We start from the raw sequence: 22923 nt of genomic DNA on the forward strand, positions 1-22923 counted from the left end.
ACAATATGTAGTATTAAATTTCGTGAAAAAGTATAAAATGAACACAATATATTGATTTTATCTATTTAGTATAATCACCTGAGGGTGCAATTTTGCGTAAATGTGTTGCATAGAGGTAACGAGGTGGCTATCAGTAGTAGATAACAATTTTAGTGGTTTAGTAGTTGGTTGGAGGGTAGATCTTCTAATTAAGTCCTAATCTACTAAAATATTAACTTAACTAGGGAAGGAAGTCTAGAAAATGGAATCGACAAAAGTGAAAGAAAGAATATTCCTCTCTTCACCACATATGAGTGATGAAGGTTATGAAATGCAATATGTTAAGGAAGCTTTTGATACAAACTGGATTGCTCCCCTTGGTGAAAACGTAAATGGATTTGAAAGAGAGCTTGCAGAGAAGGTTGGTTCTAAAGCTGCAGCAGCACTGTCTTCAGGAACAGCTGCTATTCATTTAGCTCTTAAAGCAGCAGGAGTCGGAGAAGGAGATATTGTATTCTGTCCAACACTTACTTTCTCTGCTACTGCAAATCCAATCATCTATCAAAATGCAGTTCCTGTATTCATAGATAGCGATTATGAAACTTGGAATATGAGCCCTAAGGCATTAGAAGAGGCATTTGAGAAGTATCCAGAAGTAAAGGCAGTTATTGTTGTTCACCTATATGGTTTATCCGCTGATATGGATAAGATTATGGCGATTTGCAAGAAATATAATGTAGCGGTAATAGAAGATGCTGCTGAGTCTTTGGGTACTTACTATAAAGGTAAGCATACTGGGACATTTGGTGATTATGGTATCTTCTCTTTTAATGGAAACAAGATTATCACAACTTCTGGGGGTGGAATGCTTGTTTCTAACAATGAAGAGAGAATTGCTAAGGCAAGATTTTGGGCCACTCAATCCCGAGATCAAGCAAGGCATTATCAACATAGCGAATTAGGTTTTAATTATCGGATGAGTAATGTGGTTGCTGGTATTGGTAGAGGACAGCTCAAGGTTTTAGATCAAAGAGTAGCGAAGAAGAATTATATCTTAGAGTTTTATAAGAGAGAGCTTGGTGGACTCGAAGGCGTTGAGTTTATGCCTAATAATGAATGGGATGAACCAAATTACTGGCTAAGTTCGATTACGTTGACTGGTAAAGTACGACCAATTGATATATTTAATGCATTGGAAGCAGAGAATATTGAGTCAAGGCCGGTTTGGAAACCTATGCATCTGCAACCATACTTTGAAAAGTATGATTTTGTGGGTGAAGGTATATCGGAAAAGTTGTTTGAGAATGGGGTTTGTTTGCCGTCTGATACGAAGATGACGGATGAGGACTTAGAAAGAGTTGTGGAGACTATTAAGGGGTTGTGGTTTAAGTAATGAATAATTCCAAAGGTGGTATTTATAGAAGGTTTGTAAAAAGACCGATGGATTTTATACTTTCTTTAATAGCTATTATTGTTCTGAGTCCGGTACTTCTAGTAGTTGCAATTCTTGTGAGAATGAAATTAGGTAGCCCTGTTCTTTTCAAGCAAAAGAGACCTGGGCTTAATGAAGAGATTTTTATGATGTATAAGTTTAGGACTATGACTGATGAGAAAGATGATAAAGGGGAGTTATTACCTGATAGTATTAGGTTGACGAAGTTTGGTAGGTTGCTACGTTCTACATCTCTTGATGAACTACCGGAACTTTTTAATATTTTGAGGGGTGATATGTCCATTATTGGCCCTAGGCCATTATTGGTGCAGTATTTACCGTTGTATAACAATCATCAAAAAAGACGTCATGAAGTAAGACCTGGGCTATCTGGTTTGGCGCAGGTTAGTGGTAGAAATGCGATTAGTTGGGAAGATAAATTTAATCTCGATGTTGAGTATGTGGACAATGTAAGTTTCATTGAGGATTGGAAGATAATATTTTTGACCATAAAAAAGGTTTTCGTTAGAGAGGGTATTAATTCAGAAACTGCTTCAACAATTGAGCCTTTTAAGGGAACCGAAAAGGAAAGAATGGAAATATGAAAAACAAACTTTTAATAATTGGTGCTAGCGGCCACGGAAAAGTTGTTGCGGAAATTGCAATAAAAATGAATAAATGGCAGAGTATTGCTTTTTTAGATGACGACAAGAGCATCAAATCATCAATGGGTTTAGAAGTCATTGGGACTTCAGAAGATGTTTTTACACATATAGATGAGTACGAAATATTTGTAGGTATTGGTAATAATACTACAAGACAAAGGATTCACGAAATGCTTGAAACATTTGGTGCCAATATTCCTAATTTAATTCACCCTAAAGCAGTAATCGGAAATCAAGTGGATATAGGTACAGGGACAGCTGTAATGGCAGGAGTAGTCATTAACTGCTGTACTAAAATAGGTAGAGGTTGCATTATCAACACTGGTTCTACAATAGACCATGATAACTGTATTGATGATTTTGTTCATATATCACCAGGGTCACATTTAGCTGGCACGGTCAAAGTTGGAAAAGGATCTTGGTTAGGTATCGGCAGTGTAGTAAGTAATAATATAACCATCACTAACGGATGCAAGGTAGGTGCTGGTTCTGTTGTGGTTAAGGATATAACCGAACCTGGTGTTTATGTTGGTGTTCCAGTTAGGAGAGTTTAGGAAATGAATATCTTATTTTTAACACTATTAGATTTTTCAACACTTGATGAAAGTGGTATATATACAGACCTAATGAGAGAGTTTATAAAAGACAACCATAAAGTATATATTATTTCGCCAACTGAAAAGAGAAAACAACAATCTACGAGATTAATCGCAAATGACAACTATAAGTTATTGAAATTACAAATAGGTAACACACAAAAAACTAATGTAATAGAAAAAGGGATTTCAACTCTTACTCTTGAGTCTAAATTTCAGAGGGGAATTAGAGATTACTTTTCAGATGTTAAATTTGATTTAGTTATTTATACAACCCCTCCAATAACATTGCAAAAGGCAATCGATTATGTGAAAAAGAGAGATAATGCTATAACCTATCTATTATTAAAGGATATATTCCCACAAAATGCTGTAGACCTTGGGATGATACAAAAAACTGGGGTCGGCGGTTTATTATATAAATATTTTAAATCCAAGGAAAAAAGGCTTTATGAACTCTCTGATTATATTGGGTGTATGTCTCAAGCAAATGTGAAGTTTTTATTAAAACAAAATCCTGAAATCTCTCCTGACATAGTTGAAGTATGTCCTAATAGTATTGAACCTAAAGCAATTAAGAAAGATCAACAAAAGGTAAAAATAATTAAGGAAAAATATAGGATTCCGTTTGACCGTACTGTGTTCATCTACGGTGGAAACCTTGGTAAACCACAAGGTATTGATTTTTTAATAGAGTGTTTAAAGGCAAATAAAGATAATGAACAGGTTTATTTTGTAATAGCTGGTTCAGGAACTGAGTTTAATAAACTTAAAGAGTTTTTTGATTGTGAAAAGATCAAGAATGCTCAGTTATTTGCTCAACTTCCCAAAGAGGATTATGAAATTCTTGCAAACTCATGTGATGTTGGACTAATTTTCTTAGATAAGCGCTTTACAATACCGAATTTCCCATCAAGACTACTTTCATATATGCAAGCGTCAATGCCTGTGTTAGCAGCAACAGATGTGAACACAGATATCGGTCAAGTTATTGAAAAAGGAAAATTTGGTCTTTGGTGTGAGAGTAGTAGTGTTGAACAATTTAATTATAAATTACAGCAATTATGTAATAGGGCATTAAGAAAAGAAATGGGCGTTAATGCTAGAAATTATTTGGAAACCCACTATACAAGCAGAGAATCGTATGAAATTATTATGAGTCATTTTAAATAAAACGAAAAGAGAGGTACACACATGTTTAAGGATAAAACTTTACTAATAACTGGTGGTACTGGATCATTTGGTAATGCGGTAATGAAAAGATTTTTAGATACGGATTTGAAGGAAATACGCATCTTTTCTCGTGATGAGAAGAAACAGGACGATATGCGAAAACTCTATAAAAATGACAAGTTGAAATTTTATCTTGGTGATGTAAGGGACTTGGCTAGTGTAAAAAATGCTATGCATGGTGTTGACTATATTTTCCATGCTGCAGCATTGAAGCAAGTTCCTTCCTGTGAGTTCTTCCCATTAGAAGCGGTTAAAACTAATATAATTGGTACGGATAATGTTTTAACCGCTGCTATTGAATATGGAGTTCAAAAGGTTATATGTCTTTCAACTGATAAGGCAGCATACCCGATCAATGCAATGGGCATTTCTAAAGCAATGATGGAAAAGGTATTCGTTGCAAAATCAAAGACTGTATCACCAGATAGAACCCTAATTTGTGGAACGAGATATGGAAATGTAATGGCATCACGTGGTTCGGTTATTCCATTATTTATTGAACAAATTAAAAATGGACAACCATTAACAGTTACAGACCCCTCAATGACAAGGTTTTTAATGAGTCTTGAAGAAGCAGTAGAACTAGTTGTGTTTGCTTTTCAAAATGCACAGGCTGGAGATATTATGGTTCAGAAATCACCAGCAAGTACAATTGGTGATTTAGCACAAGCTATTAAGGAATTATTTGATGTAGATAATGAAATAAAAGTAATTGGTACTCGACATGGAGAAAAACATTATGAAACTCTACTCACAAAGGAAGAGTATGTTGTAGCGGAAGATTTGGGTGGTTTCTACCGTGTTCCGGCTGACCAAAGGGACTTGAATTATGATAAATACTTTGAAGATGGTGACAGTAGATTGTCGACATTAGAAGAGTACCATTCTTCTAATACAGAAATATTAACTGTGGAAGAAATTAAGAAGAAGTTATTAGAGTTGGATTATGTACAAAGTGCATTAAAAGAATGGAATAAAAAGGTTCATGTAATGAACTAAAGGTGGTTTTACTTATGAAGATTCTCGTAACAGGTGCAAAGGGCTTTGTTGGAAAAAACCTTATTGCAGAGCTTAAAAATAGGGGATTTAACGATATATTTGAGTTTACCAGAGAAAGTGAACCTTCACTACTTGAAATATATACAAAAGAATGTGATTTTGTCTTTCATTTAGCTGGAGTTAATAGACCAAAAGATGAAGTTGAATTTATGGAAGGTAACTTTGGTTCAACTTCTCAATTACTAGATCTACTAAAGAAATATGACAATAAAGCTCCAGTTCTTCTTACTTCTTCTATTCAAGCAGAAAAGGATAATCCTTATGGAAGAAGCAAGAAAGCTGGGGAGGAATTACTTTTTAATTACTACTTTGAAACTGATGCAAAAGTATATGTGTACCGATTATCTAATCTATTTGGAAAGTGGAGTAAACCTAACTACAATACCGTTGTAGCTACATTTTGTCATAATATAGCAAGGGGCTTAGATATACAGATAAACAATCCCGATGCAGAGCTTAATCTTTGTTATATAGATGATGTATTGGAAGAGTTTTTCCGAGCTCTTGAGGGAAAGCCAACTATGCATGATGATTACTGTGTTGTACCTGTAACACATAATATAAAACTTGGAGAATTAGCTGACCTTATAAAGAGCTTTAAAGAAAGCAGAACAAACTTAAGTATTCCTAATATGGAAGATTCATTAACAAAAAAACTTTATAGTACTTATTTAAGCTTTTTACCAGAAGATCAGTTTTCTTATAATCTAAAAATGAATTCTGATCATAGAGGTTCTTTTACAGAATTTCTGAGAACACCTGAAAGAGGGCAAGTTTCCGTAAATATATCAAAACCTGGTATTACTAAAGGGAACCATTGGCATCATACTAAAAATGAAAAATTTTTAGTTGTTAGTGGAGAAGGTTTAATTCGTTTTAGAAGGATAGATTCTGAGGAAGTTATTGAGTATAGTGTGAGTGGAGAAAAACTACAAGTAGTAGATATACCGACCGGATATACACACTCAATTGTAAATGTAGGAGAAAGTGATCTCATAACAGTAATGTGGGCAAATGAATGTTTTGACCCAGACAACCCAGACACTTATTTTGTGGAGGTATGATTTAATGAAGAAGTTAAAAGTAATGACAGTCGTTGGAACTAGACCTGAGATAATAAGATTGTCGGCTGTTATAAATAAATTAGAAGAGTCAAATGCGATTGAACATACTCTTGTCCATACGGGACAAAATTATGATTATGAATTAAATGAAGTCTTTTTTAAAGATTTTAAAATGAAAAAACCTGACTATTTTCTCAATGCAGCTACTGGAACAGCGGTAGAAACTATAGGAAATATATTAGTTAAAATAGATCCTATTATGGAAGAAGTGAAACCAGATGCATTCTTAATACTTGGTGATACAAATAGCTGCTTAACTGCAATTGCTGCAAAGAGAAGACACATACCTATTTTCCATATGGAAGCAGGAAATAGATGCTTTGACCAAAGAGTGCCTGAAGAAACGAATAGAAAAATTGTAGATCATACAGCTGATATTAATTTAACTTATAGTGATATTGCAAGAGAATATTTACTAAAAGAAGGATTCCCATCAGATAGAATTATTAAAACAGGTAGCCCAATGTTTGAAGTTCTTAACTCTAGAAAAGGTGATATTGAGGACTCAGACGTATTAGAAAGATTGAATCTAGAAGAAGAAAATTATTTTGTAGTATCAGCTCATAGAGAAGAAAACATTAATTCAGAAACTAATTTCTTAGATTTAGTTGAAAGTTTAAATGCGATTGCTGAAAAATTTAAAATGCCAGTGATTGTGAGTACACATCCTAGAACTAGAAAAATGATAGAAGCTAAAGAAGTAGAGTTTAACCCATTAGTGAAGACTATGAAGCCTTTAGGGTTTAATGATTATGTGAAACTTCAAATTAAAGCCAAAGCGGTGCTAAGTGATAGTGGAACAATTAGTGAAGAATCTTCTATTCTTGGATTTAGAGCGCTTAATATCAGACAAGCCCATGAAAGACCTGAGGCAATGGAAGAAGCATCAGTTATGATGGTAGGTTTAACGAAAGAAAGGATCTTACAAGGACTTGAAGTATTAGATTTACAAGAAAATGATACATTAAGATTTGTTGGGGATTACAGTATGCCTAATGTTTCTGATAAAGTATTGAGAATTATTTTATCATATACAGATTATGTGAATAGAGTTGTTTGGGGGAAATAAAATGGAACTATTGGTTGCGGCTGATTCACTATTTCTAAAGACACCGGATGGTAAATATTGGTGTAAAACAATTTATGAATATGACTTTTGGCTACGTTATTTAAAAGTGTTCGAAAAGGTAGCGGTTGTTTCAAGAGTAAAGTCTGCAGAGTTAAGTGAAGTAGACGGGTATCTTCGAGTTGATGGCCCAAACTTACGAGTAGTGGAATTGCCATCTATGAGTGGAATGAAACAATATATCTTGAATTATTATTTGTTTAGTAAAGCAGCTAAAGAAGCAGTAGAAAATGCAGATTGTGCACTATTCAGATTGCCATCTGTTGCTGCATCTATGGTGCTAAAATACTATGCACGAAAAAAGAAGCCGTATGCTCTAGAAATAGTTGCCGATCCATTTGATGCTTACAGTTCAAATAAAATTGCCCAGTTAATGTATACTAAAAAACTTAAGGAATCAGCTATTAGTGCAAATGGAGTTTCATACGTGACTCAGTTCTACTTACAAAGCAAATACCCTTCTTTTGCTAGTAAATATGGTGAAACAATAGAACACTTTGAAAGTTATTATTCTACAATAAATTTGCCATCTTCCTATTTAACCAAACCTAGAATCTATGGTAATACCAAAAAGCATTTTACAATAGTTCATACCGCTAATAGTATCAACAATGATATTAAGGGACATGAAACTTTATTAAAGGTATTAAAAAATTTAAGAGAAAAGCATTATGATATAAATATAATATTCATAGGTGATGGTAGTAAACGAAAATTTTATGAGCAAATGTCAAAAAATATGGGGATAGAGGAGTATGTAACATTTACAGGATTACTTTCGACCCAGCAAGAAGTAAGAGATATTCTTTTACAGTCTGATATATTTGTTTTTCCAACAAAAGCAGAAGGCTTACCGAGAGCTGTAATAGAAGCAATGGCAGTTGGTTTACCATGTTTATCAACCCCGGTAAACGGAATCCCAGAACTATTGGATGAAGAATACTTATTCAATCCACTTGATGTAGAGGGTTTTACAAGTAAGATTATTCATTTGATTGACTCACCTGACGAACTAGAAGAGATGAGCAAAAAGAATATAAAAAAAGCCAAAATGTACACAATTGATAAATTAGAACTTCGACGAACAGAGTTTTACGTGAAGTTAAAAAAACTATCAATCAAATAATATTAAGTTTGAATGAGGGTGGGTTCAAAGGTTTATGGATAAAATTAGTATTATTGTACCTGTTTATAAAGTTGAAAAATATATTGATCGTTGCATTAATAGCTTAATTAACCAAACCTATTCTAATATTGAAATTATTCTTGTTGATGATGGATCACCGGATAAATCTGGGGAAATATGTGACACTTATGCAAAGAAATATAGCAATATTAAAGTAATCCATAAAGAAAATGGAGGTCAATCATCGGCAAGAAACATAGGGTTAAGGGCTGCGACAGGAGATTATGTTGGCTTTGTGGACAGTGATGATTGGATTCTACCTGATATGTACGAATCTTTATATGGTAATTTAAAAAACACGAGTTGTGATATTTCAATGTGCCAAAGAATAAATGTTAGAAACAAAGACGAAGCGAATAAAGCATTGAATAAAAATGAATTTATGGTCTATAAAGGTGACCAAATAATGGATTTATACCTAACAACTGATATGTTGTCCGTTTGGAATAAGCTTTATAAAAGGACTTTATTTAACGATATATGGTTTCCAGAAGGAAAAATACATGAAGAAATTTTTCTGATGTATAGCATTCTTAAGAAAACAACAAGAATGGTTGTATCGGATTCCCAAAAATATTGTTACTTTTTAGGTGAGATAAGTACCACACGTAGTCCATTGAATATGAAGGATTTTAATATGATAAGTGAATGGGAAAAAGTAATTGAGGATGTAAAGGATTATTATCCAGCATTAATAGAAAATGCAAAGATAAGACTATATATATCCTATTTTAACCTAATTAATAAATACGTAATGTTTGGATCAGATAACATAAATACGGATACGATGATAAAAAAAACAATGAAAATATGGATTAAAACATTAAAACGAAACCATTGGTTACTTAGAAAAAGTAAATATATTGGGAATAAAAGAATGGCACAAATTAATGTTTTATGTTTTTCTTATAAAACATTTAATATCTCTAAGAAGTTTTTCCTTTATATAAACAAGCGACGCTTAAATTGAAAAAATCTATAAACTATAACAATATTATTTCTGTCCCTTGATAAGAAGGGATTTACTACTTTAAAGCAATATTGTAGTCATATAAAGGAGTATTTTAAACTGTGCAAATATTAGCTGCTCTTATTTTATCAAATATATATATTATTGGCTTTTTAATAGGATATTTGAAAAAGAAAGATCTTTTAACACCTCTATGCTTTTTTAATCTTTGGATGTTTTTAATAACCGTTCCAAGGTTAATAACTATCGATGAAATTATTTATAATGGTCAACCAGTAACGGATTCTGGTATTTTTTTGTATTTGGTGTTTACTATAATAGCAGTATTAACTATAAATGTTTCAATGATAATCTTTAATAATATTAATTCCGGACAAATTATCTCTAGAAAAGATAGCAATAATGGCAATAATGCCAGTGGTCAATCCTATAAAAAAACAATAGCAATATTGCTATTCAGTGTTGGGGCATTATCAAAACTATATTTAATAAATGTTAATGGCGGCTTAGCTTATATTTGGAGTAATTTAGATAAAAGGTCTTTTATGTTAAGTGGGAGTTCATATATAGACAGTTTGGAAATACTGATGGTTATAGGGATATCATTGATGCTTGATTGCTATTTTGAAAGTAATAAAAGAAAGTATTTGATTATGACAATTTCTATGTTTTTAATTGGAGCTGTTCTATTGATTGCTTTTGGTGCAAGAGCTCCTCTTTTAGAAGCTATCATAACATTGTTATTTATTATCAATTATAGATCAAATAAAATTTCTCTATCAACTATATTAAAACCAAAGATATTTGGGGTTATATTACTCTGCGTTCTTTTTATTGTTATGATGCCAATGCTAAGATTTGAAGATAATAAGAATTTATATAGTAATCCAATAGAATGGATTAAATCTGCTGCTGAAGATGTTGATGCTATATTTGAAGAAATAAGCAGTGTTGATAAGGATGTTTTTACTTATAGCTATTTTATTGAAAGTGAAAAATGGTTAGGTAGCAACTATATTGACTTATTATATACACCAATCCCAAGAACACTATTCCCTGCTAAACCACCCTCTGATGATGGAGTGTATTTAGCAAACTTAATGCACGGGTACGATGTAGAACCATCAATTCCATACAAACTAATTCCATACCAATCTTCAGTTCCATTTTCCTCTTCGGGAATAATGTATGCAAATTTTGGAGTTATAGGTTTAATTATTGGCTCAATATTATTAGGTTATATTTATCAAAAAATATATATTAATATGGTTAAGCACAACTACAGCATTTATCGAATAATTTTATATCAGTTTATAATATTTAAATTTGGATTTTCTAATCAAGAAATTTTAGGTTCCATAATACCTATTGTTATTATCTTAACGGTTGAAAAAGTCTTTTATAGAAGAATTAAAATTTAAAATTTAAAAATAGAGTGATGAAACATTTGGATTATTACTGAAAAATTAGAGTTATTAAAGCTGGTTATTAAAGTGCCAATGTTTAAAGATTTTTAAAACATACCATTTTTATTAAGTGAATTTAATTCTAAAATTGTAGAAACGATAGGGATAAATGAAAAGAACCAAAGAGTAGAGGAAGGTGTAGCTATGTACAAAATAGCGGTAGCGGGGACAGGTTATGTTGGCTTAGTCGCAGGTGTTTGTTTTGCTGAAGTTGGTCATGAAGTAACCTGTGTTGATATAGATGTTAATAAAGTAAACTTAATGAAGTCAGGTATTTCTCCTATCTATGAAACAGGTCTGGAAGAGTTAATGCAGAAAAATTACGAAGAAGGCAGAATTGATTATACCACTGATTATAAAAAGGCTTATAGGGATGCAGATGCAATTTTTATTGGTGTTGGAACACCTGAACAACCTGATGGTTCTGCAAATTTATCATACATTGCTACAGTTGCTAGACAAATTGCTGAATCGGTTGAAAAAGATTGTCTAGTAGTAGTTAAATCGACAGTTCCAGTTGGAACGAATGATAAAGTGGATCAGTTTATTCAGGACTTTTTAGTCAATGATGTGAAAGTAGAAGTAGCGTCAAATCCTGAATTCTTAGCGCAAGGATCTGCCGTTCATGATACTCTTCATGCTGAGAGAATCATTATTGGAACAGAAAGTAAATGGGCTGAAGAATTATTAACAAAAATTTATGAACCGTTTCACTTACCGATTGTTTCAGTGAATAGAAGATCTGCTGAGATGATTAAATATGCTTCAAATGACTTCCTTGCCCTTAAAATTTCTTATATGAATGATATTGCAAATCTATGTGAACTTGTTGGAGCGGATATTCAAGATGTAGCAAAAGGGATGAGTTTTGATGAGCGTATCGGAAGTAAGTTCTTAAATGCTGGTATTGGCTTTGGAGGTTCATGCTTCCCTAAAGATACTAAAGCACTTGAGTATATTGCTAAACAAAACGGATATGAACTTAAAACTGTTAAAGCAGCTATTGATGTAAATAAAGAGCAAAAAACAATGCTATATAAGAAAGCTAGTAAAAGGCTTATTACCTTTAATGGTCTTAAAGTAGCTGTGCTAGGTTTAACATTTAAACCAGGAACGGACGATTTGAGAGAAGCTGCGTCTCTTGAAAATGTACCTTTATTATTAGAACAAGGTGCAGACATTTTTGCATTTGATCCTGTTGGATCAGATAATTTTGCTAAAGTTCACCCAGAAGGTAAGAGCGGGAAAGGTAGCATTACTTATGTTTCCAATATCGAGCATGCTTTAGAAGGTGCCAATGTTTGCTTTATCTTTACTGAATGGGGAGAAGTAAAAGCTTTATCACCTGAAACGTATAAGAAACTGATGAAAACACCTCTAGTATACGATGGTAGAAATATTTATCGTGTTGAAGAGATGCAAGAAGCAGGGGTAGAGTATCACTCAATTGGAAGAAAACCTACAATTAGAACAGCTGTTAAGGAGTCGAAGAATCTTGAATTACAAAACTCTTGATCCTAGTAAAACATATCTAATCACTGGAGCAGCTGGTTTTATCGGATACTACTTGTCTAGAAAACTACTAGAACAGGGTTGCCAGGTGATTGGTATTGATAACGTCAATGACTACTATGATGTGAATCTTAAACATACTCGTTTAGGAAATTTGGAACCTTATGCGAAGTTCACCTTTATTAAAGGCGACATATCAGACAAGAATATGGTAATGAGAACCTTTGAAGAGTACAAGCCTAATGTTGTAGTTAACCTAGCAGCTCAAGCGGGAGTAAGGTATTCAATAGAGAATCCGGATGTCTATATTCAGAGTAATATCATTGGCTTTTATAACATCCTTGAGGCCTGCAGATACAATCCAGTGGACCATCTTGTATATGCATCATCTAGTTCAGTTTATGGTGCTAATAAAAAGGTTCCTTTTGAGGAAACAGATTTTGTAGATAATCCAGTATCACTTTATGCATCGACTAAGAAATCAAATGAATTAATGGCACATACTTATAGCCACCTTTACAAGATTCCAGCTACGGGACTTCGGTTCTTTACTGTTTACGGTCCTATGGGTAGACCAGATATGGCTTACTTTGGATTTGCAGATAAGTATTTTAATGGTGAGCCAATTAAGATTTTCAATAATGGTGATTTTGAAAATGACCTTTATCGGGACTTTACTTATATTGATGACATCGTGGAGGGGATTGAACGCTTATTAAGCAATCCACCTGAAGGTGATGTTCAACATAAAGTCTTCAACATTGGAAACAACAGCCCTGAGAAACTGATGGTGTTTATTGAAACTTTAGAAAAAGCTTTAAGTAAGGCTTTAGGTAGAGAAGTACAATTTGAGAAGATCTTTGAACAAATTAAGCCAGGTGATGTACCGGCAACTTATGCTTCGACAGATCAATTGCAGAAAGCTGTGGGCTTTAAACCGGAGACTTCGATTGAAGAAGGACTCCAGAAATTTGCTGATTGGTATGTGGGATATAATAAGCAAAAATAAATTCTAGAAAAATCTTATCTCAATTATAACTATGGTGTATCGAAAGAAGATTGATATAAAAAGGTGTTAAGGAAGGTAAGCATGAAAAAAATAGGGATTTTAACAATAAATGATTATAATAATTATGGGAATAGATTGCAAAATTATGCAAGCCAAGAAGTACTTAAGTCTTTTGGATATAGTGTGGAAACAATAGTAAATACCAGTAATATTAAAGAGAATGAAAAAAATAAACTAAGCAAAGCAGTAAGTAAAATCAGTATAATAAAGAATAAGTCATTTAATGAGTTTTTCATGCATTTAAATAAAAGTGTAAATTTAAAAATAAAAAGTACTTTTTATAAAAGAATTTATTTAGGTAGATTAAAGGCCTTTAAAGGTTTTACCAAGTCATATATAAAAGAAACAGATTTTAAAATTTTTGAAGATAATGTCCCGGTTGATTTAGCAAATGAGTATGATTATTTTATTACAGGAAGCGACCAAGTATGGAATCCGAACTTTAGAAAAGGATCCTCAATTGACTTTTTAACATTTGCTCCAAAGGAGAAGAGAATTGCTTATGCCCCAAGTTTCGGAATATCTGAAATCCCTGCGGATTATGTTAGAAACTATAAGATATGGTTGTCAGAAATGGAGCATGTATCTGTAAGAGAAGTAGCTGGTGCTAAAATCATTAAAGACTTAACAGGCAGAGATGCCGCTGTTTTAGTTGATCCTACATTGATGTTAACAGAAGAAAAATGGCTATCTGTATCTAAAATACCGACAAATAAGCCTAAGAAATATTTACTGACATACTTTTTAGGTGGAATTTCAAAAGATAAAAAGAAAATCATCTTAGAAATTGCAAAGAAAAATGATTTAGAAATCGTTAATCTAGGACAATTATCTAATCAAGTTGCATATCAGGCAGGACCTGGGGAATTTATAAATTATATTAACTCTGCAAATGTGTTTCTAACAGACTCCTTCCATGGATGTGTGTTCTCTATTTTGTTTAATACACCATTTATTGTATTCGATAGAGATGGCAAATTACCCTCCATGAACTCGCGTATTGATACTTTATTATCAACGTTTAAATTGGAATCAAGATTAGCAAAAAATATAAAAACAAATGAACAAATCTTTGAAGTGGATTATTCCCACGTAGGACCAATATTAGAGGCAGAACGTAACAAAGCAATGAATTATCTGAAAACAGCATTGAGTGTTGATGAATTCTAAAATGAAAACCAAAGAAAGAAGTTTTTGCAAATGAGTCAATTGAAAGCAGGAGCAATTTTATCATACTTGTCCATATTTGTAACTATTTTAATTGCTTTGTTATATACTCCAATAATGATTAGATTACTGGGGCAAACAGAGTATGGACTATATGCACTTATAGGTTCTGTTGCAGCTTATTTTAGTATCTTAGATCTTGGGCTGGGAAATGCCATAGTAAGGTACACTGCTAGAAACAGAGCTATAGGTGACAAACAATTTGAATCAAAGTTAAATGGAATGTTTTTAATTCTATATTCTCTTATTGGTGTATTAACTATTTTAGTAGGTATTATTCTGTTTAATACTATAGAAGGTCTGTTTGGGAAGAGTCTGACAACCTTAGAATTAGAAAAGGCAAAAGTAATGGTGATTATATTAATTATTAACTTTGCTTTATCATTTCCATTAGCTGTTTTTGGTTCTATTATGCAGGCATACGAAAGATTTATAACTGTTAAAACTGTTGGAATTATTCGCTCGATAATGATTCCTTTTCTAACTTTACCTATTCTTTTCTTAGGCTATGGATCTGTATCAATGGTTGTTGTTACCACAATAGTGAACATTTCCTGTCTATTATTCAATGTTTATTATTGCTTTAAACATCTAAAGATAAACTTCTATTTCGGAAAGATAGACTTAAAATTATTAAAGGAAATATTAGGGTATTCCTTTTTTGTATTTTTAGGAGTTGTCGTTGACCAGATAAATTGGAATACAGATCAGTTTATATTAGGTATATTTACTGATACAGCAGCTGTTGCAGTATATGCAATTGGTATGCTATTTATTAAACTTTATTTACAGTTTTCTACTTCTATAAGTGGATTGTTATTGCCAATGGTTTCTATGATGGTCGCAAATAATGCTAATAACGAAAAATTAACAGGATTAATGATTAAGTATGGAAGAGTACAATATATAATTATGGCTTATATACTAATTGGTTTTATTTTATTTGGACAACCTTTTATAAATATATGGGCTGGAAGTAATTACGACAGTGCTTATTACATTGTGTTGATTATTCTGATTCCATTGACTATACCTTTAATACAAAACACAGGTTTATCTATTTTAAGGGCTAAAAATCTACAAGGATTTAGATCCATTGTTTTAATGTTGATTGCAGTGTTAAATATACTAATTTCTATTCCTTTAGTTAAGCACTTTGGAGGAATTGGAGCTGCAATTGGTACTGGATTTTCTCTTACAATAGGAAACAGTATTATAATGAATATTTATTATCATCGTAGAATTGGTATTAATATACCAATTTTTTGGAAGAATATTCTATATATGACCATGCCAGTTGTGATTTCACTAGTTGTGGGTTATGGAATAAACTTTATAATACCACAGAATAGTCTATTATTCTTAATCTTTAAGATAGTGTTGTTCTCCATTAGTTATATTCTATTATTATGGTTTTACGGTTTAAATGAATTTGAAAAAGAATTATTTATATCATTTGCTAGAGCAATTAAAAAAACAACAGTTAAATTCAGGTTTAGAAATAAAACCTAGAAATGTAATATAAAGTCATTTAATAAAGTAGGTGTAGTTTATAAAATGAAGGACATTGAGGAATTATATAATACGGTAATTAAGAATGATTACTCCTATGGTACAGGAGCTTGTGCTGTTTTAAATAAAAAAATAAAAATGGAATTGAATGAATACGGAGAATACAAGCCCAATTTCAAACACGCATTAACAGACGACAGTGAGGAATTACCGTTACAAATGGTCTGTCCTAATTCAGATACTAGTCCAAATGAGGATGAAATAAGTAAAACTTTATATGCAAAAGTTCCGGGTATTGAATATGATAAAAGAATTGGTTATTATAAGGAACTCTATGCTGGCCATGTTGTAGAAGGTGATTATCGTAAAAATGCAAGTTCCGGAGGATTCGGTACTTGGATTTTCAAGGAATTATTTGATAGAAACCTGATCGATGGTGTGATACATGTAAAGGAAAATAACGATAAGGAAAATCCAATACTTTTTAAATATGATATTTCTAGATCGGTCGAAGAAATAAAAGCTGGTGCAAAGACAAGATATTATCCTGTAGAATTTTCACAAGTAATTAATAAAATTAAAGAGATACCTGGTAGATACGCAATAATAGGAATACCAAGTTTCATAATGGCTATCAGACTATTGGCCCTACAGGATCCCATAGTGAACGATAGGATAAAATATACAATAGGTCTAATTTGTGGACATCAAAAAAGTGCTAAATTTGCTGATTGTTTAGCCTGGCAAGTGGGAATAGAGCCCGGAGCATTAAGGTCAATTAATTTTAGAAAAAAAATACCAAATTCTCCTGCGAATCGATATGGTGTAGAAATGACTGGTGTTATAAATGGTAAAGAGGTTACAATTACCAAAAGTATGAGTGAACTTCTAGGTCATAATTGGGGGCAAGGGTTTTTCAAGAGCAAAGCTTCGGATTTCACTGATGATGTTATGAACGAAACAGCTGATGTAACACTTGGGGATGCCTGGTTACCTGAATATTCTTCGGATAGTAAAGGTAATAATGTAATTCTTGTTCGTAATGAAGTAATAGCAAGTATTCTTGAAGAAGGTATTAAAAATAAAAAAGTAAAATTAGATAAAATAAGTGTAGAAACTATTGTAAAGTCACAAGCTAGTCACTTTCAACACACAAGGGAAGAACTTGGTTATAGATTGTATAAAAAGGACCAACTAGGACAGTGGCGTCCCCAAAAAAGAATTTCGGCTTCTAACGATATACCCTTTATTAGGAAACGTATTCAAGATAAGCGTATGCAGATTTCAAAAGAAAGTCATTTAAGTTTTAAGAAAGCAGTAGAATTAGGAGATTTGAATTACTTTATTAATCATATGGAAAAGTATGTTAAGAGATATAATAGACTTTATCATGTTAAATCTATTTTTGAACTAGGACCTAAAAAGATTATAATGAAGATATCTAATAAAATTTCTAGAAAATCTACAATAAATTAAAAATTTCTAGAACAAAGTGTTTATCTACTATCAGTGAATGTTATTTATTATCATTAAACTATGATAGAGCATCAATAACTAAGAGAGAGTGTGGCTGGACAGCTAAAGTGATATTATCGACATGTGCTGGGAAGCGCAGCGCTTTGAAAGAAAATTAAAAAAATATAACGCAATTTACCCGCTGGGCCTAAAAAGGGCTTGGCGGGTTTATTTTTTATCCATTCAGAAACTGTTCATCAATTATCTTACCCTCTTCTAAATTAATAAACATGGCAGTTACTTTTAACCGTAACAATCTTGGAGGATACTTGAGTATAATTTCATATATTTTTTCATTGCTTACTGCTATTGTATATTTAGTAATATCATCTTTATCGTATATAGCTAGTCTACCATATGTTCTCCATAAAATATCTCTTGCACGCATATCATCTCTAAAATGTTTGTCATTATCTTCTCGTGTCCGAAAGTATCTATAATCAATATGCCACTCTTCTTTACTTTTTTTAGCTACAATGTCTCCGATGGAACGACCTCTTCTAGTGTACTCAACACCCCAACCGTCCATAATTAACTTAGGTGTAACAATTTCAATAAATCTTTCTTCCGCCTCTTTATGTTCAATCATAAAACTTGCGTTTGTACTAATATATCCCGCTTTATCCATAAGTTCTTCATAAGGAACTTCTAGGATCGGAGCAATGGCTCTTAATACGTCGGGTGAGATTTTTTGCCTTCCGCCAGTTTCAATTCTGCTAATTTCCGCATTACTTACTCCTGACTTTTCAGCAAGCTCTCTTTGGGAAATTGACTTGTCTTTTCTTAATTGTTTTAAATACTCACCAAAGCTCATAATAACCCTCCATTTCAAATTCATTATACATAAAATGCTACCAAATGGCAACACTTATTAGCAATATCGATTGACGTGTGGTAAAAGATGGTGTTAGAATTGGCCTATGTTACCAAATGTAAATCAAAAAGAGGTGAAACAACCATGCGACTTAATGTTGAGTATCTTCAAGCGATTTTGAAGCAAAAACAGTGGTCTGAGCGGCAATTTGCTTTAAAAACTGGCTTATCTCCTGCAACAGTTTCACGCATACTAAGTAAAAAAAGAGGTGCAGGAGCAAAAGCGATCGGTGCAATTCGCAAAGCTTTGCCTGAGGAATCACTGGATAAGTTATTTTTTTTGGATTGAGTGTTACCGAATGTAACAGTTTATAGTCAATTGAATGTTACCTGTTGAATATAGTCAATAAAAACAAAAGGTGGTTACGGTAATGAAAATTGAAATCGATGTTAAGGGCTTAGATAATATTGTATCAGCCATCAACAACTTGGCAAATGTATTAAGCAATACAAGTCTACCAACAGAAATTAATTCTGTGAAGGAAGTAGCACCTGTCAAACAAGATGAAAAGGAAAACACCAAGCCTAAGGCAACCCAAAACGTTACCACTCTTGAAAAGGTAAGGGCAAAACTCGCCGCATTATCACAAGATGGCAAACAAGCCCAAGTGAAGGCCCTTATCACGGTATTTGGTGCGAAAAAACTTAGTGATATTCCTGCTGGAAAATATGCCGAATTACTTAAGAAGGCGGAGGAATTGTAATGGCACAGCACGCATTACTTTCCGCATCTGGTGCACATAGATGGATGGTTTGTACCAAGTCTTCGAGATTGGAGGAGTCTATGGAAGAGGAAACTTCAGTCTATGCCGAGGAAGGAACTCTTGCCCACGAGCTAGCAGAACTTAAGATTGCTAAGGAAGTAGGGCTCATTTCAAAGCAAAAGTACACAAAGAAATTAAAACAGATTCGCTCGGATCCACTTTATACGGAAGAAATGGACAAGGCAACTGACTTACACAAGGATTTTTGCATCGAGCGGTTTAATGAAGCAAAAGCAGTCACAAAGGATGCAGTGATTATGCTCGAGCAACGATTGGATTACAGTCCGTGGGTTCCAGAAGGTTTTGGTACATCTGATACGACGATTATAAGTGAGAAGACGTTAGAAATTATCGATCTTAAATATGGAAAAGGAATTGCTGTTAGTGCGTATGAGAATACACAAATGAAGCTTTACGCACTTGGAGCTATCAATCAGTTTGGTTTCTTATATGACCTTGAAACAATTCAAATGACTATTAGCCAGCCAAGGCTGGATAGCATTTCTTCTTTTGAGATGTCGGTCGATGATCTTCTTACTTGGGCAGAAACTGAGGTTAAAACAAGAGCTGAATTAGCATTTGCTGGATTGGGGAGCTTTGTTGCCGGATCCCACTGTAGATGGTGCAAGGTGAAAGCGACTTGCAGAGCGAGAGCGGAAGAAAATATGAAACTAGCAACTTTGGATTTTCAGCAACCACCGCTACTGGCAGATGAAGAAGTGGTGGAAGTGCTCGCTTCAATTGATGATTTGATCAGTTGGGCAAAAGATGTTCAGGAATTTGCTTTAGCTAAGGCCATGGATGAAAACAAGCAGTGGCCAGGTATGAAACTTGTGGAAGGTAGAGGCAGCCGCAAATATACAGATGAAAATACAATAGTTGAAGCACTCACAGCTGCAGGGTATGACAGTGATGTGATCTACAGGAAAACCCTGAATACGATTACAACACTTGAAAAAGAACTCGGCAAAAAAGCCTTTGAAGAGTTGCTAGGCTCATTGGTTACCAGGGCGCCGGGTAAGGTAAAGCTCGTGCCAGAAGAGGACAAGCGACCAGAAATAAAGGCTTCACCAGAAGTAGACTTTCAATAATGAGGAGGAAATAAATTATGGTAAAAATTACGATTGGAACAAAGGAAAATCCAGTACGTTTCAGTTATGCAAATGTGCACCAAGCGGTAAGTGTGAATGGTAGTGATCCAAAGTATTCTGTGAGTATTATTATCCCGAAAACGGACAAAAAGGCCATTAAGAAAGTCAATGATGCCATTCAAAAAGCAAAACAAGAAAATAAGGATAAGTTTGGTGGAAAAGCGCCGTCGAATTTGAAAAGCCCATTGCGGGATGGAGATGTGGACCGTGAAGATGACGAGGCTTATGCGGATTCCTATTTCATTAATGCAAACAGCAAGATTAAACCAGGCATTGTGGATGCAGACTTAAATCCAATCATGGATCAAGGCGAGTTTTACTCAGGGTGTTATGGGAGAGTCAGTTTGACCTTTTACGCATACAACGTAAATGGAAATAAGGGAATCGCAGCAGGGCTTCAAAACATTATGAAGACGGGTGATGGAGATCCGCTAGGTGGCAGAAGCAGTGCTGAAGCTGATTTTGCTGATGATAGTGACGATGATGATGACGATCTTTTAGGTTGAAGTCCATGAATCTATTATCCATTGATATAGAAACTTACAGTAGTGTAGACCTCATTAAATCTGGGGTCTACGCCTACTGTGAATCAGCTGATTTTGAAATTCTCCTCTTTGCTTTTGCTGTTGATGATGATGATGTGGAAATTGTCGATTTAGCTTCTGGCGAGAAGATACCAGATGACATTGTAAGTGCAATACTGGATCCAGCAGTGATAAAGACAGCTTACAATGCCAATTTTGAACGAACATGTTTGGCTAAGCACTTTCACCAGCCTATGCCGCCGGACCAATGGCGGTGTTCATCGGTTCATGCATTAATGCTTGGCTTACCTGGATATCTCGATGGAGTGGCGAAATGCCTCAAGTTGAAGGAACAGAAAATGAAGGAAGGGAAAGCCTTAATTCGATACTTTTCTGTTCCTTGTAAACCTACAAAAGTGAATGGGGGAAGAACTCGCAATCTTCCAGAACATGACTTGGAAAAGTGGGGTACTTTTAAGGATTACTGCAAACAGGACGTTGAGGTAGAAAGGCAAATCCGGAAGAAGTTAGAGGTATTTTCCATACCTAAAGTGGAACAGCAGCTTTGGGAGTTAGATCAGAAAATAAACGATGTAGGTGTTCTCATCGACAAGAGTCTAGTCATAAATGCCATTCAGGCAGATGAATCTTTTCAGAATGATCTCTTTAAAGAAGCAGTGTGCTTAACAGGGCTAGAGAATCCAAATAGTCCAACACAGTTAAAAGGTTGGTTATTAAAGCAAGGGATTGAAGTAAGCAGCCTTACCAAGAAAAATGTTGAAACACTAATGGGTGAAGTGGAAAATCTTGAAGTGAAACGGCTGTTGGAATTAAGACAGGCAATGTCAAAAACATCAGTGAAAAAGTATGAAGCAATGGATCGGTCTATCTGTCCTGACCAAAGAATTAGGGGTTTGTTGCAATTCTACGGGGCAAACCGTACAGGCCGCTGGGCGGGTAGACTTGTTCAAATTCAAAACCTGCCAAGAAACAGTTTGAAAGATTTACAGATTGCAAAAGGTCTTTTGAAGTCAGGGAACTATGAAGCTTTGGAACTTCTTTTTAGTAGTGTATCGGACGTATTATCTCAATTAATTCGAACGGCGTTTATTCCTTCACAGGGCAACCGTTTTATTGTAGCTGACTTCTCGGCGATTGAAGCAAGAGTAATTGCTTGGCTTGGGGGAGAGCGTTGGCGAATGGATGTGTTTCAATCACATGGGAAGATTTATGAAGCTTCTGCTGCACAAATGTTCAAGGTACCAATTGAAACGATTGATAAGGGTAGTCCGCTAAGGCAGAAAGGAAAAATTGCTGAATTGGCTCTTGGCTACGGTGGCTCTAAAGGTGCGTTGATGCAAATGGGAGCTTTAGAAATGGGCCTAACCGAGGATGAACTTCCGGAGTTAGTTTCCGCTTGGCGAGAGGCTAATCCGAATATCGTGAAACTTTGGTGGGGAATCGAAGCGGCAGCTATCAAAGCAGTAAAAGAAAAAGCGGTGGTGAAAATGCAGTATGGACTTACCTTTCATTACACCAAAGGCATTCTATTTATTACACTGCCATCTGGTCGTTCACTTGCTTATGTTAGGCCAAGAATCGGGATAGATGAGCGTTTTGGAAAAGAACAACTCACGTATGAAGGAACGGAGCAAGGCTCCAAGCAGTGGGGCAGGATTCCTACTTACGGTGGGAAGTTAACGGAGAATATTATTCAAGCCGTTGCTAGGGATTGTCTAGCTGTCTCTATGCTGCGGTTGGATGAAGCGGGATACCGAATTAACTTTCATGTTCATGATGAAGTTATCCTTGATGTTCCTGTCGGAAAGGGGTCAATGGAAGAAGTAGAAATCATAATGGGTCAATCGATTGATTGGGCTCCAGGACTCCCCTTGGGAGCAGATAGCTTTGAAACCTATTATTACAAAAAAGATTAAATC

Annotated in this window: 21 protein-coding genes; 20 read left to right on the forward strand and 1 reads right to left on the reverse strand. The window is 34.2% G+C overall.

Going from position 1 to position 22923, the window contains the following annotated elements; translation table 11 throughout:
* Nucleotides 1-256 precede the first annotated feature (256 nt).
* The 15 genes from B5473_RS11825 to B5473_RS11895 all read left to right on the forward strand — a co-directional run bounded on the left by B5473_RS11825 (nucleotide 257) and on the right by B5473_RS11895 (nucleotide 17632).
* Nucleotides 257-1372, forward strand: a complete 1116-nt coding sequence (locus B5473_RS11825; protein ID WP_079528671.1) for a DegT/DnrJ/EryC1/StrS family aminotransferase — start codon at nucleotides 257-259, stop codon at nucleotides 1370-1372.
* A complete protein-coding gene (locus B5473_RS11830) occupies nucleotides 1372-2016 on the forward strand; it encodes a sugar transferase (RefSeq protein ID WP_079525381.1) in 645 nt (214 codons plus the stop codon). Before B5473_RS11825 ends, B5473_RS11830 begins: the two co-directional genes overlap by 1 nt.
* The gene (locus B5473_RS11835; protein WP_079525383.1) at nucleotides 2013-2630 is read left to right on the forward strand and encodes an acetyltransferase; all 618 of its coding nucleotides are present in this window, start codon (nucleotides 2013-2015) and stop codon (nucleotides 2628-2630) included. Before B5473_RS11830 ends, B5473_RS11835 begins: the two co-directional genes overlap by 4 nt.
* A 3-nt stretch (nucleotides 2631-2633) precedes the next feature.
* A complete protein-coding gene (locus B5473_RS11840; RefSeq protein WP_079525385.1) occupies nucleotides 2634-3845 on the forward strand; it encodes a glycosyltransferase family 4 protein in 1212 nt (403 codons plus the stop codon).
* A gap of 21 nt (nucleotides 3846-3866) precedes the next feature.
* A complete protein-coding gene (locus B5473_RS11845; RefSeq protein ID WP_079525388.1) occupies nucleotides 3867-4904 on the forward strand; it encodes a polysaccharide biosynthesis protein in 1038 nt (345 codons plus the stop codon).
* A gap of 14 nt (nucleotides 4905-4918) precedes the next feature.
* Nucleotides 4919-6028, forward strand: a complete 1110-nt coding sequence (locus tag B5473_RS11850; RefSeq protein ID WP_079525390.1) for a capsular polysaccharide biosynthesis protein CapF — start codon at nucleotides 4919-4921, stop codon at nucleotides 6026-6028.
* A 4-nt stretch (nucleotides 6029-6032) separates the two neighbouring features.
* Nucleotides 6033-7157, forward strand: coding sequence for a non-hydrolyzing UDP-N-acetylglucosamine 2-epimerase (gene wecB, locus B5473_RS11855; RefSeq protein WP_079525392.1), 1125 nt, complete (start codon nucleotides 6033-6035; stop codon nucleotides 7155-7157).
* Between the two features lies 1 nt (nucleotide 7158).
* Nucleotides 7159-8340 carry a glycosyltransferase family 4 protein gene (locus tag B5473_RS11860; protein ID WP_079525394.1) on the forward strand — a complete coding sequence of 394 codons (1182 nt, stop codon included), beginning with the start codon at nucleotides 7159-7161 and terminating at the stop codon, nucleotides 8338-8340.
* Between the two features lie 34 nt (nucleotides 8341-8374).
* On the forward strand, nucleotides 8375-9370 hold the full coding sequence (locus B5473_RS11865) for a glycosyltransferase family 2 protein (protein ID WP_079525396.1): 996 nt from the start codon (nucleotides 8375-8377) through the stop codon (nucleotides 9368-9370).
* A 101-nt stretch (nucleotides 9371-9471) separates the two neighbouring features.
* On the forward strand, nucleotides 9472-10791 hold the full coding sequence (locus B5473_RS11870) for an O-antigen polymerase (protein ID WP_079525398.1): 1320 nt from the start codon (nucleotides 9472-9474) through the stop codon (nucleotides 10789-10791).
* 189 nt (nucleotides 10792-10980) lie between these two features.
* On the forward strand, nucleotides 10981-12351 hold the full coding sequence (locus B5473_RS11875; protein WP_079525400.1) for a UDP-glucose dehydrogenase family protein: 1371 nt from the start codon (nucleotides 10981-10983) through the stop codon (nucleotides 12349-12351).
* Nucleotides 12332-13357 (forward strand): GDP-mannose 4,6-dehydratase, encoded by a 1026-nt coding sequence (locus tag B5473_RS11880; protein ID WP_079525402.1) that lies wholly within the window; start codon nucleotides 12332-12334, stop codon nucleotides 13355-13357. The genes B5473_RS11875 and B5473_RS11880 overlap by 20 nt, the downstream gene beginning before the upstream one ends.
* A gap of 81 nt (nucleotides 13358-13438) precedes the next feature.
* Nucleotides 13439-14587 (forward strand): polysaccharide pyruvyl transferase family protein, encoded by a 1149-nt coding sequence (locus B5473_RS11885; RefSeq protein WP_079525405.1) that lies wholly within the window; start codon nucleotides 13439-13441, stop codon nucleotides 14585-14587.
* Between the two features lie 30 nt (nucleotides 14588-14617).
* Nucleotides 14618-16156 (forward strand): oligosaccharide flippase family protein, encoded by a 1539-nt coding sequence (locus B5473_RS11890; protein ID WP_079525407.1) that lies wholly within the window; start codon nucleotides 14618-14620, stop codon nucleotides 16154-16156.
* Between the two features lie 45 nt (nucleotides 16157-16201).
* Nucleotides 16202-17632, forward strand: coding sequence for a Coenzyme F420 hydrogenase/dehydrogenase, beta subunit C-terminal domain (locus B5473_RS11895; RefSeq protein ID WP_079525409.1), 1431 nt, complete (start codon nucleotides 16202-16204; stop codon nucleotides 17630-17632).
* 214 nt (nucleotides 17633-17846) lie between these two features.
* Here the strand turns inward: B5473_RS11895 and B5473_RS11900 are convergent, their stop codons facing one another.
* Entirely contained in the window at nucleotides 17847-18485 is a 639-nt protein-coding gene (locus tag B5473_RS11900) for a helix-turn-helix domain-containing protein (protein ID WP_079525412.1), read from the reverse strand.
* Nucleotides 18486-18572: 87 nt separating this feature from the next.
* Between B5473_RS11900 and B5473_RS11905 the strand changes: the two genes are divergently transcribed.
* The 5 genes from B5473_RS11905 (at nucleotide 18573) to B5473_RS11925 (ending at nucleotide 22920) form a co-directional block, all read left to right on the forward strand.
* Nucleotides 18573-18833 carry a helix-turn-helix domain-containing protein gene (locus B5473_RS11905; protein WP_254865301.1) on the forward strand — a complete coding sequence of 87 codons (261 nt, stop codon included), beginning with the start codon at nucleotides 18573-18575 and terminating at the stop codon, nucleotides 18831-18833.
* Between the two features lie 82 nt (nucleotides 18834-18915).
* A complete protein-coding gene (locus B5473_RS11910) occupies nucleotides 18916-19248 on the forward strand; it encodes a hypothetical protein (RefSeq protein WP_254865302.1) in 333 nt (110 codons plus the stop codon).
* Complete coding sequence (locus B5473_RS11915; protein WP_079525416.1) at nucleotides 19248-20399, forward strand: DUF2800 domain-containing protein; 1152 nt, start codon at nucleotides 19248-19250, stop codon at nucleotides 20397-20399. Before B5473_RS11910 ends, B5473_RS11915 begins: the two co-directional genes overlap by 1 nt.
* Before the next feature lie 17 nt (nucleotides 20400-20416).
* Nucleotides 20417-20965, forward strand: a complete 549-nt coding sequence (locus B5473_RS11920) for a DUF2815 family protein (RefSeq protein ID WP_079525418.1) — start codon at nucleotides 20417-20419, stop codon at nucleotides 20963-20965.
* Nucleotides 20966-20970: 5 nt separating this feature from the next.
* The gene (locus B5473_RS11925; protein WP_079525420.1) at nucleotides 20971-22920 is read left to right on the forward strand and encodes a DNA polymerase; all 1950 of its coding nucleotides are present in this window, start codon (nucleotides 20971-20973) and stop codon (nucleotides 22918-22920) included.
* Nucleotides 22921-22923 lie beyond the last annotated feature (3 nt).

It is taken from the genome of Solibacillus isronensis (assembly GCF_900168685.1).
In the GTDB taxonomy this organism is placed as follows: Bacteria; Bacillota; Bacilli; order Bacillales_A; family Planococcaceae; genus Solibacillus; species Solibacillus isronensis_A.

Excerpts from the sequence above, each read along its gene's own strand:
- B5473_RS11840 (WP_079525385.1), top strand. The coding sequence starts at position 2,634 with ATGAATATCTTATTTTTAACACTATTAGATTTTTCAACACTTGATGAA.
- B5473_RS11905 (WP_254865301.1), top strand. The coding sequence starts at position 18,573 with ATGGTGTTAGAATTGGCCTATGTTACCAAATGTAAATCAAAAAGAGGT.
- B5473_RS11915 (WP_079525416.1), top strand. The coding sequence starts at position 19,248 with ATGGCACAGCACGCATTACTTTCCGCATCTGGTGCACATAGATGGATG.
- B5473_RS11860 (WP_079525394.1), top strand. The coding sequence starts at position 7,159 with ATGGAACTATTGGTTGCGGCTGATTCACTATTTCTAAAGACACCGGAT.
- B5473_RS11830 (WP_079525381.1), top strand. The coding sequence starts at position 1,372 with ATGAATAATTCCAAAGGTGGTATTTATAGAAGGTTTGTAAAAAGACCG.
- B5473_RS11890 (WP_079525407.1), top strand. The coding sequence starts at position 14,618 with ATGAGTCAATTGAAAGCAGGAGCAATTTTATCATACTTGTCCATATTT.
- B5473_RS11920 (WP_079525418.1), top strand. The coding sequence starts at position 20,417 with ATGGTAAAAATTACGATTGGAACAAAGGAAAATCCAGTACGTTTCAGT.
- B5473_RS11845 (WP_079525388.1), top strand. The coding sequence starts at position 3,867 with ATGTTTAAGGATAAAACTTTACTAATAACTGGTGGTACTGGATCATTT.
- wecB (WP_079525392.1), top strand. The coding sequence starts at position 6,033 with ATGAAGAAGTTAAAAGTAATGACAGTCGTTGGAACTAGACCTGAGATA.
- B5473_RS11850 (WP_079525390.1), top strand. The coding sequence starts at position 4,919 with ATGAAGATTCTCGTAACAGGTGCAAAGGGCTTTGTTGGAAAAAACCTT.
- B5473_RS11925 (WP_079525420.1), top strand. The coding sequence starts at position 20,971 with ATGAATCTATTATCCATTGATATAGAAACTTACAGTAGTGTAGACCTC.
- B5473_RS11875 (WP_079525400.1), top strand. The coding sequence starts at position 10,981 with ATGTACAAAATAGCGGTAGCGGGGACAGGTTATGTTGGCTTAGTCGCA.
- B5473_RS11910 (WP_254865302.1), top strand. The coding sequence starts at position 18,916 with ATGAAAATTGAAATCGATGTTAAGGGCTTAGATAATATTGTATCAGCC.
- B5473_RS11865 (WP_079525396.1), top strand. The coding sequence starts at position 8,375 with ATGGATAAAATTAGTATTATTGTACCTGTTTATAAAGTTGAAAAATAT.
- B5473_RS11885 (WP_079525405.1), top strand. The coding sequence starts at position 13,439 with ATGAAAAAAATAGGGATTTTAACAATAAATGATTATAATAATTATGGG.
- B5473_RS11835 (WP_079525383.1), top strand. The coding sequence starts at position 2,013 with ATGAAAAACAAACTTTTAATAATTGGTGCTAGCGGCCACGGAAAAGTT.
- B5473_RS11900 (WP_079525412.1), bottom strand. The coding sequence starts at position 18,485 with ATGAGCTTTGGTGAGTATTTAAAACAATTAAGAAAAGACAAGTCAATT.
- B5473_RS11895 (WP_079525409.1), top strand. The coding sequence starts at position 16,202 with ATGAAGGACATTGAGGAATTATATAATACGGTAATTAAGAATGATTAC.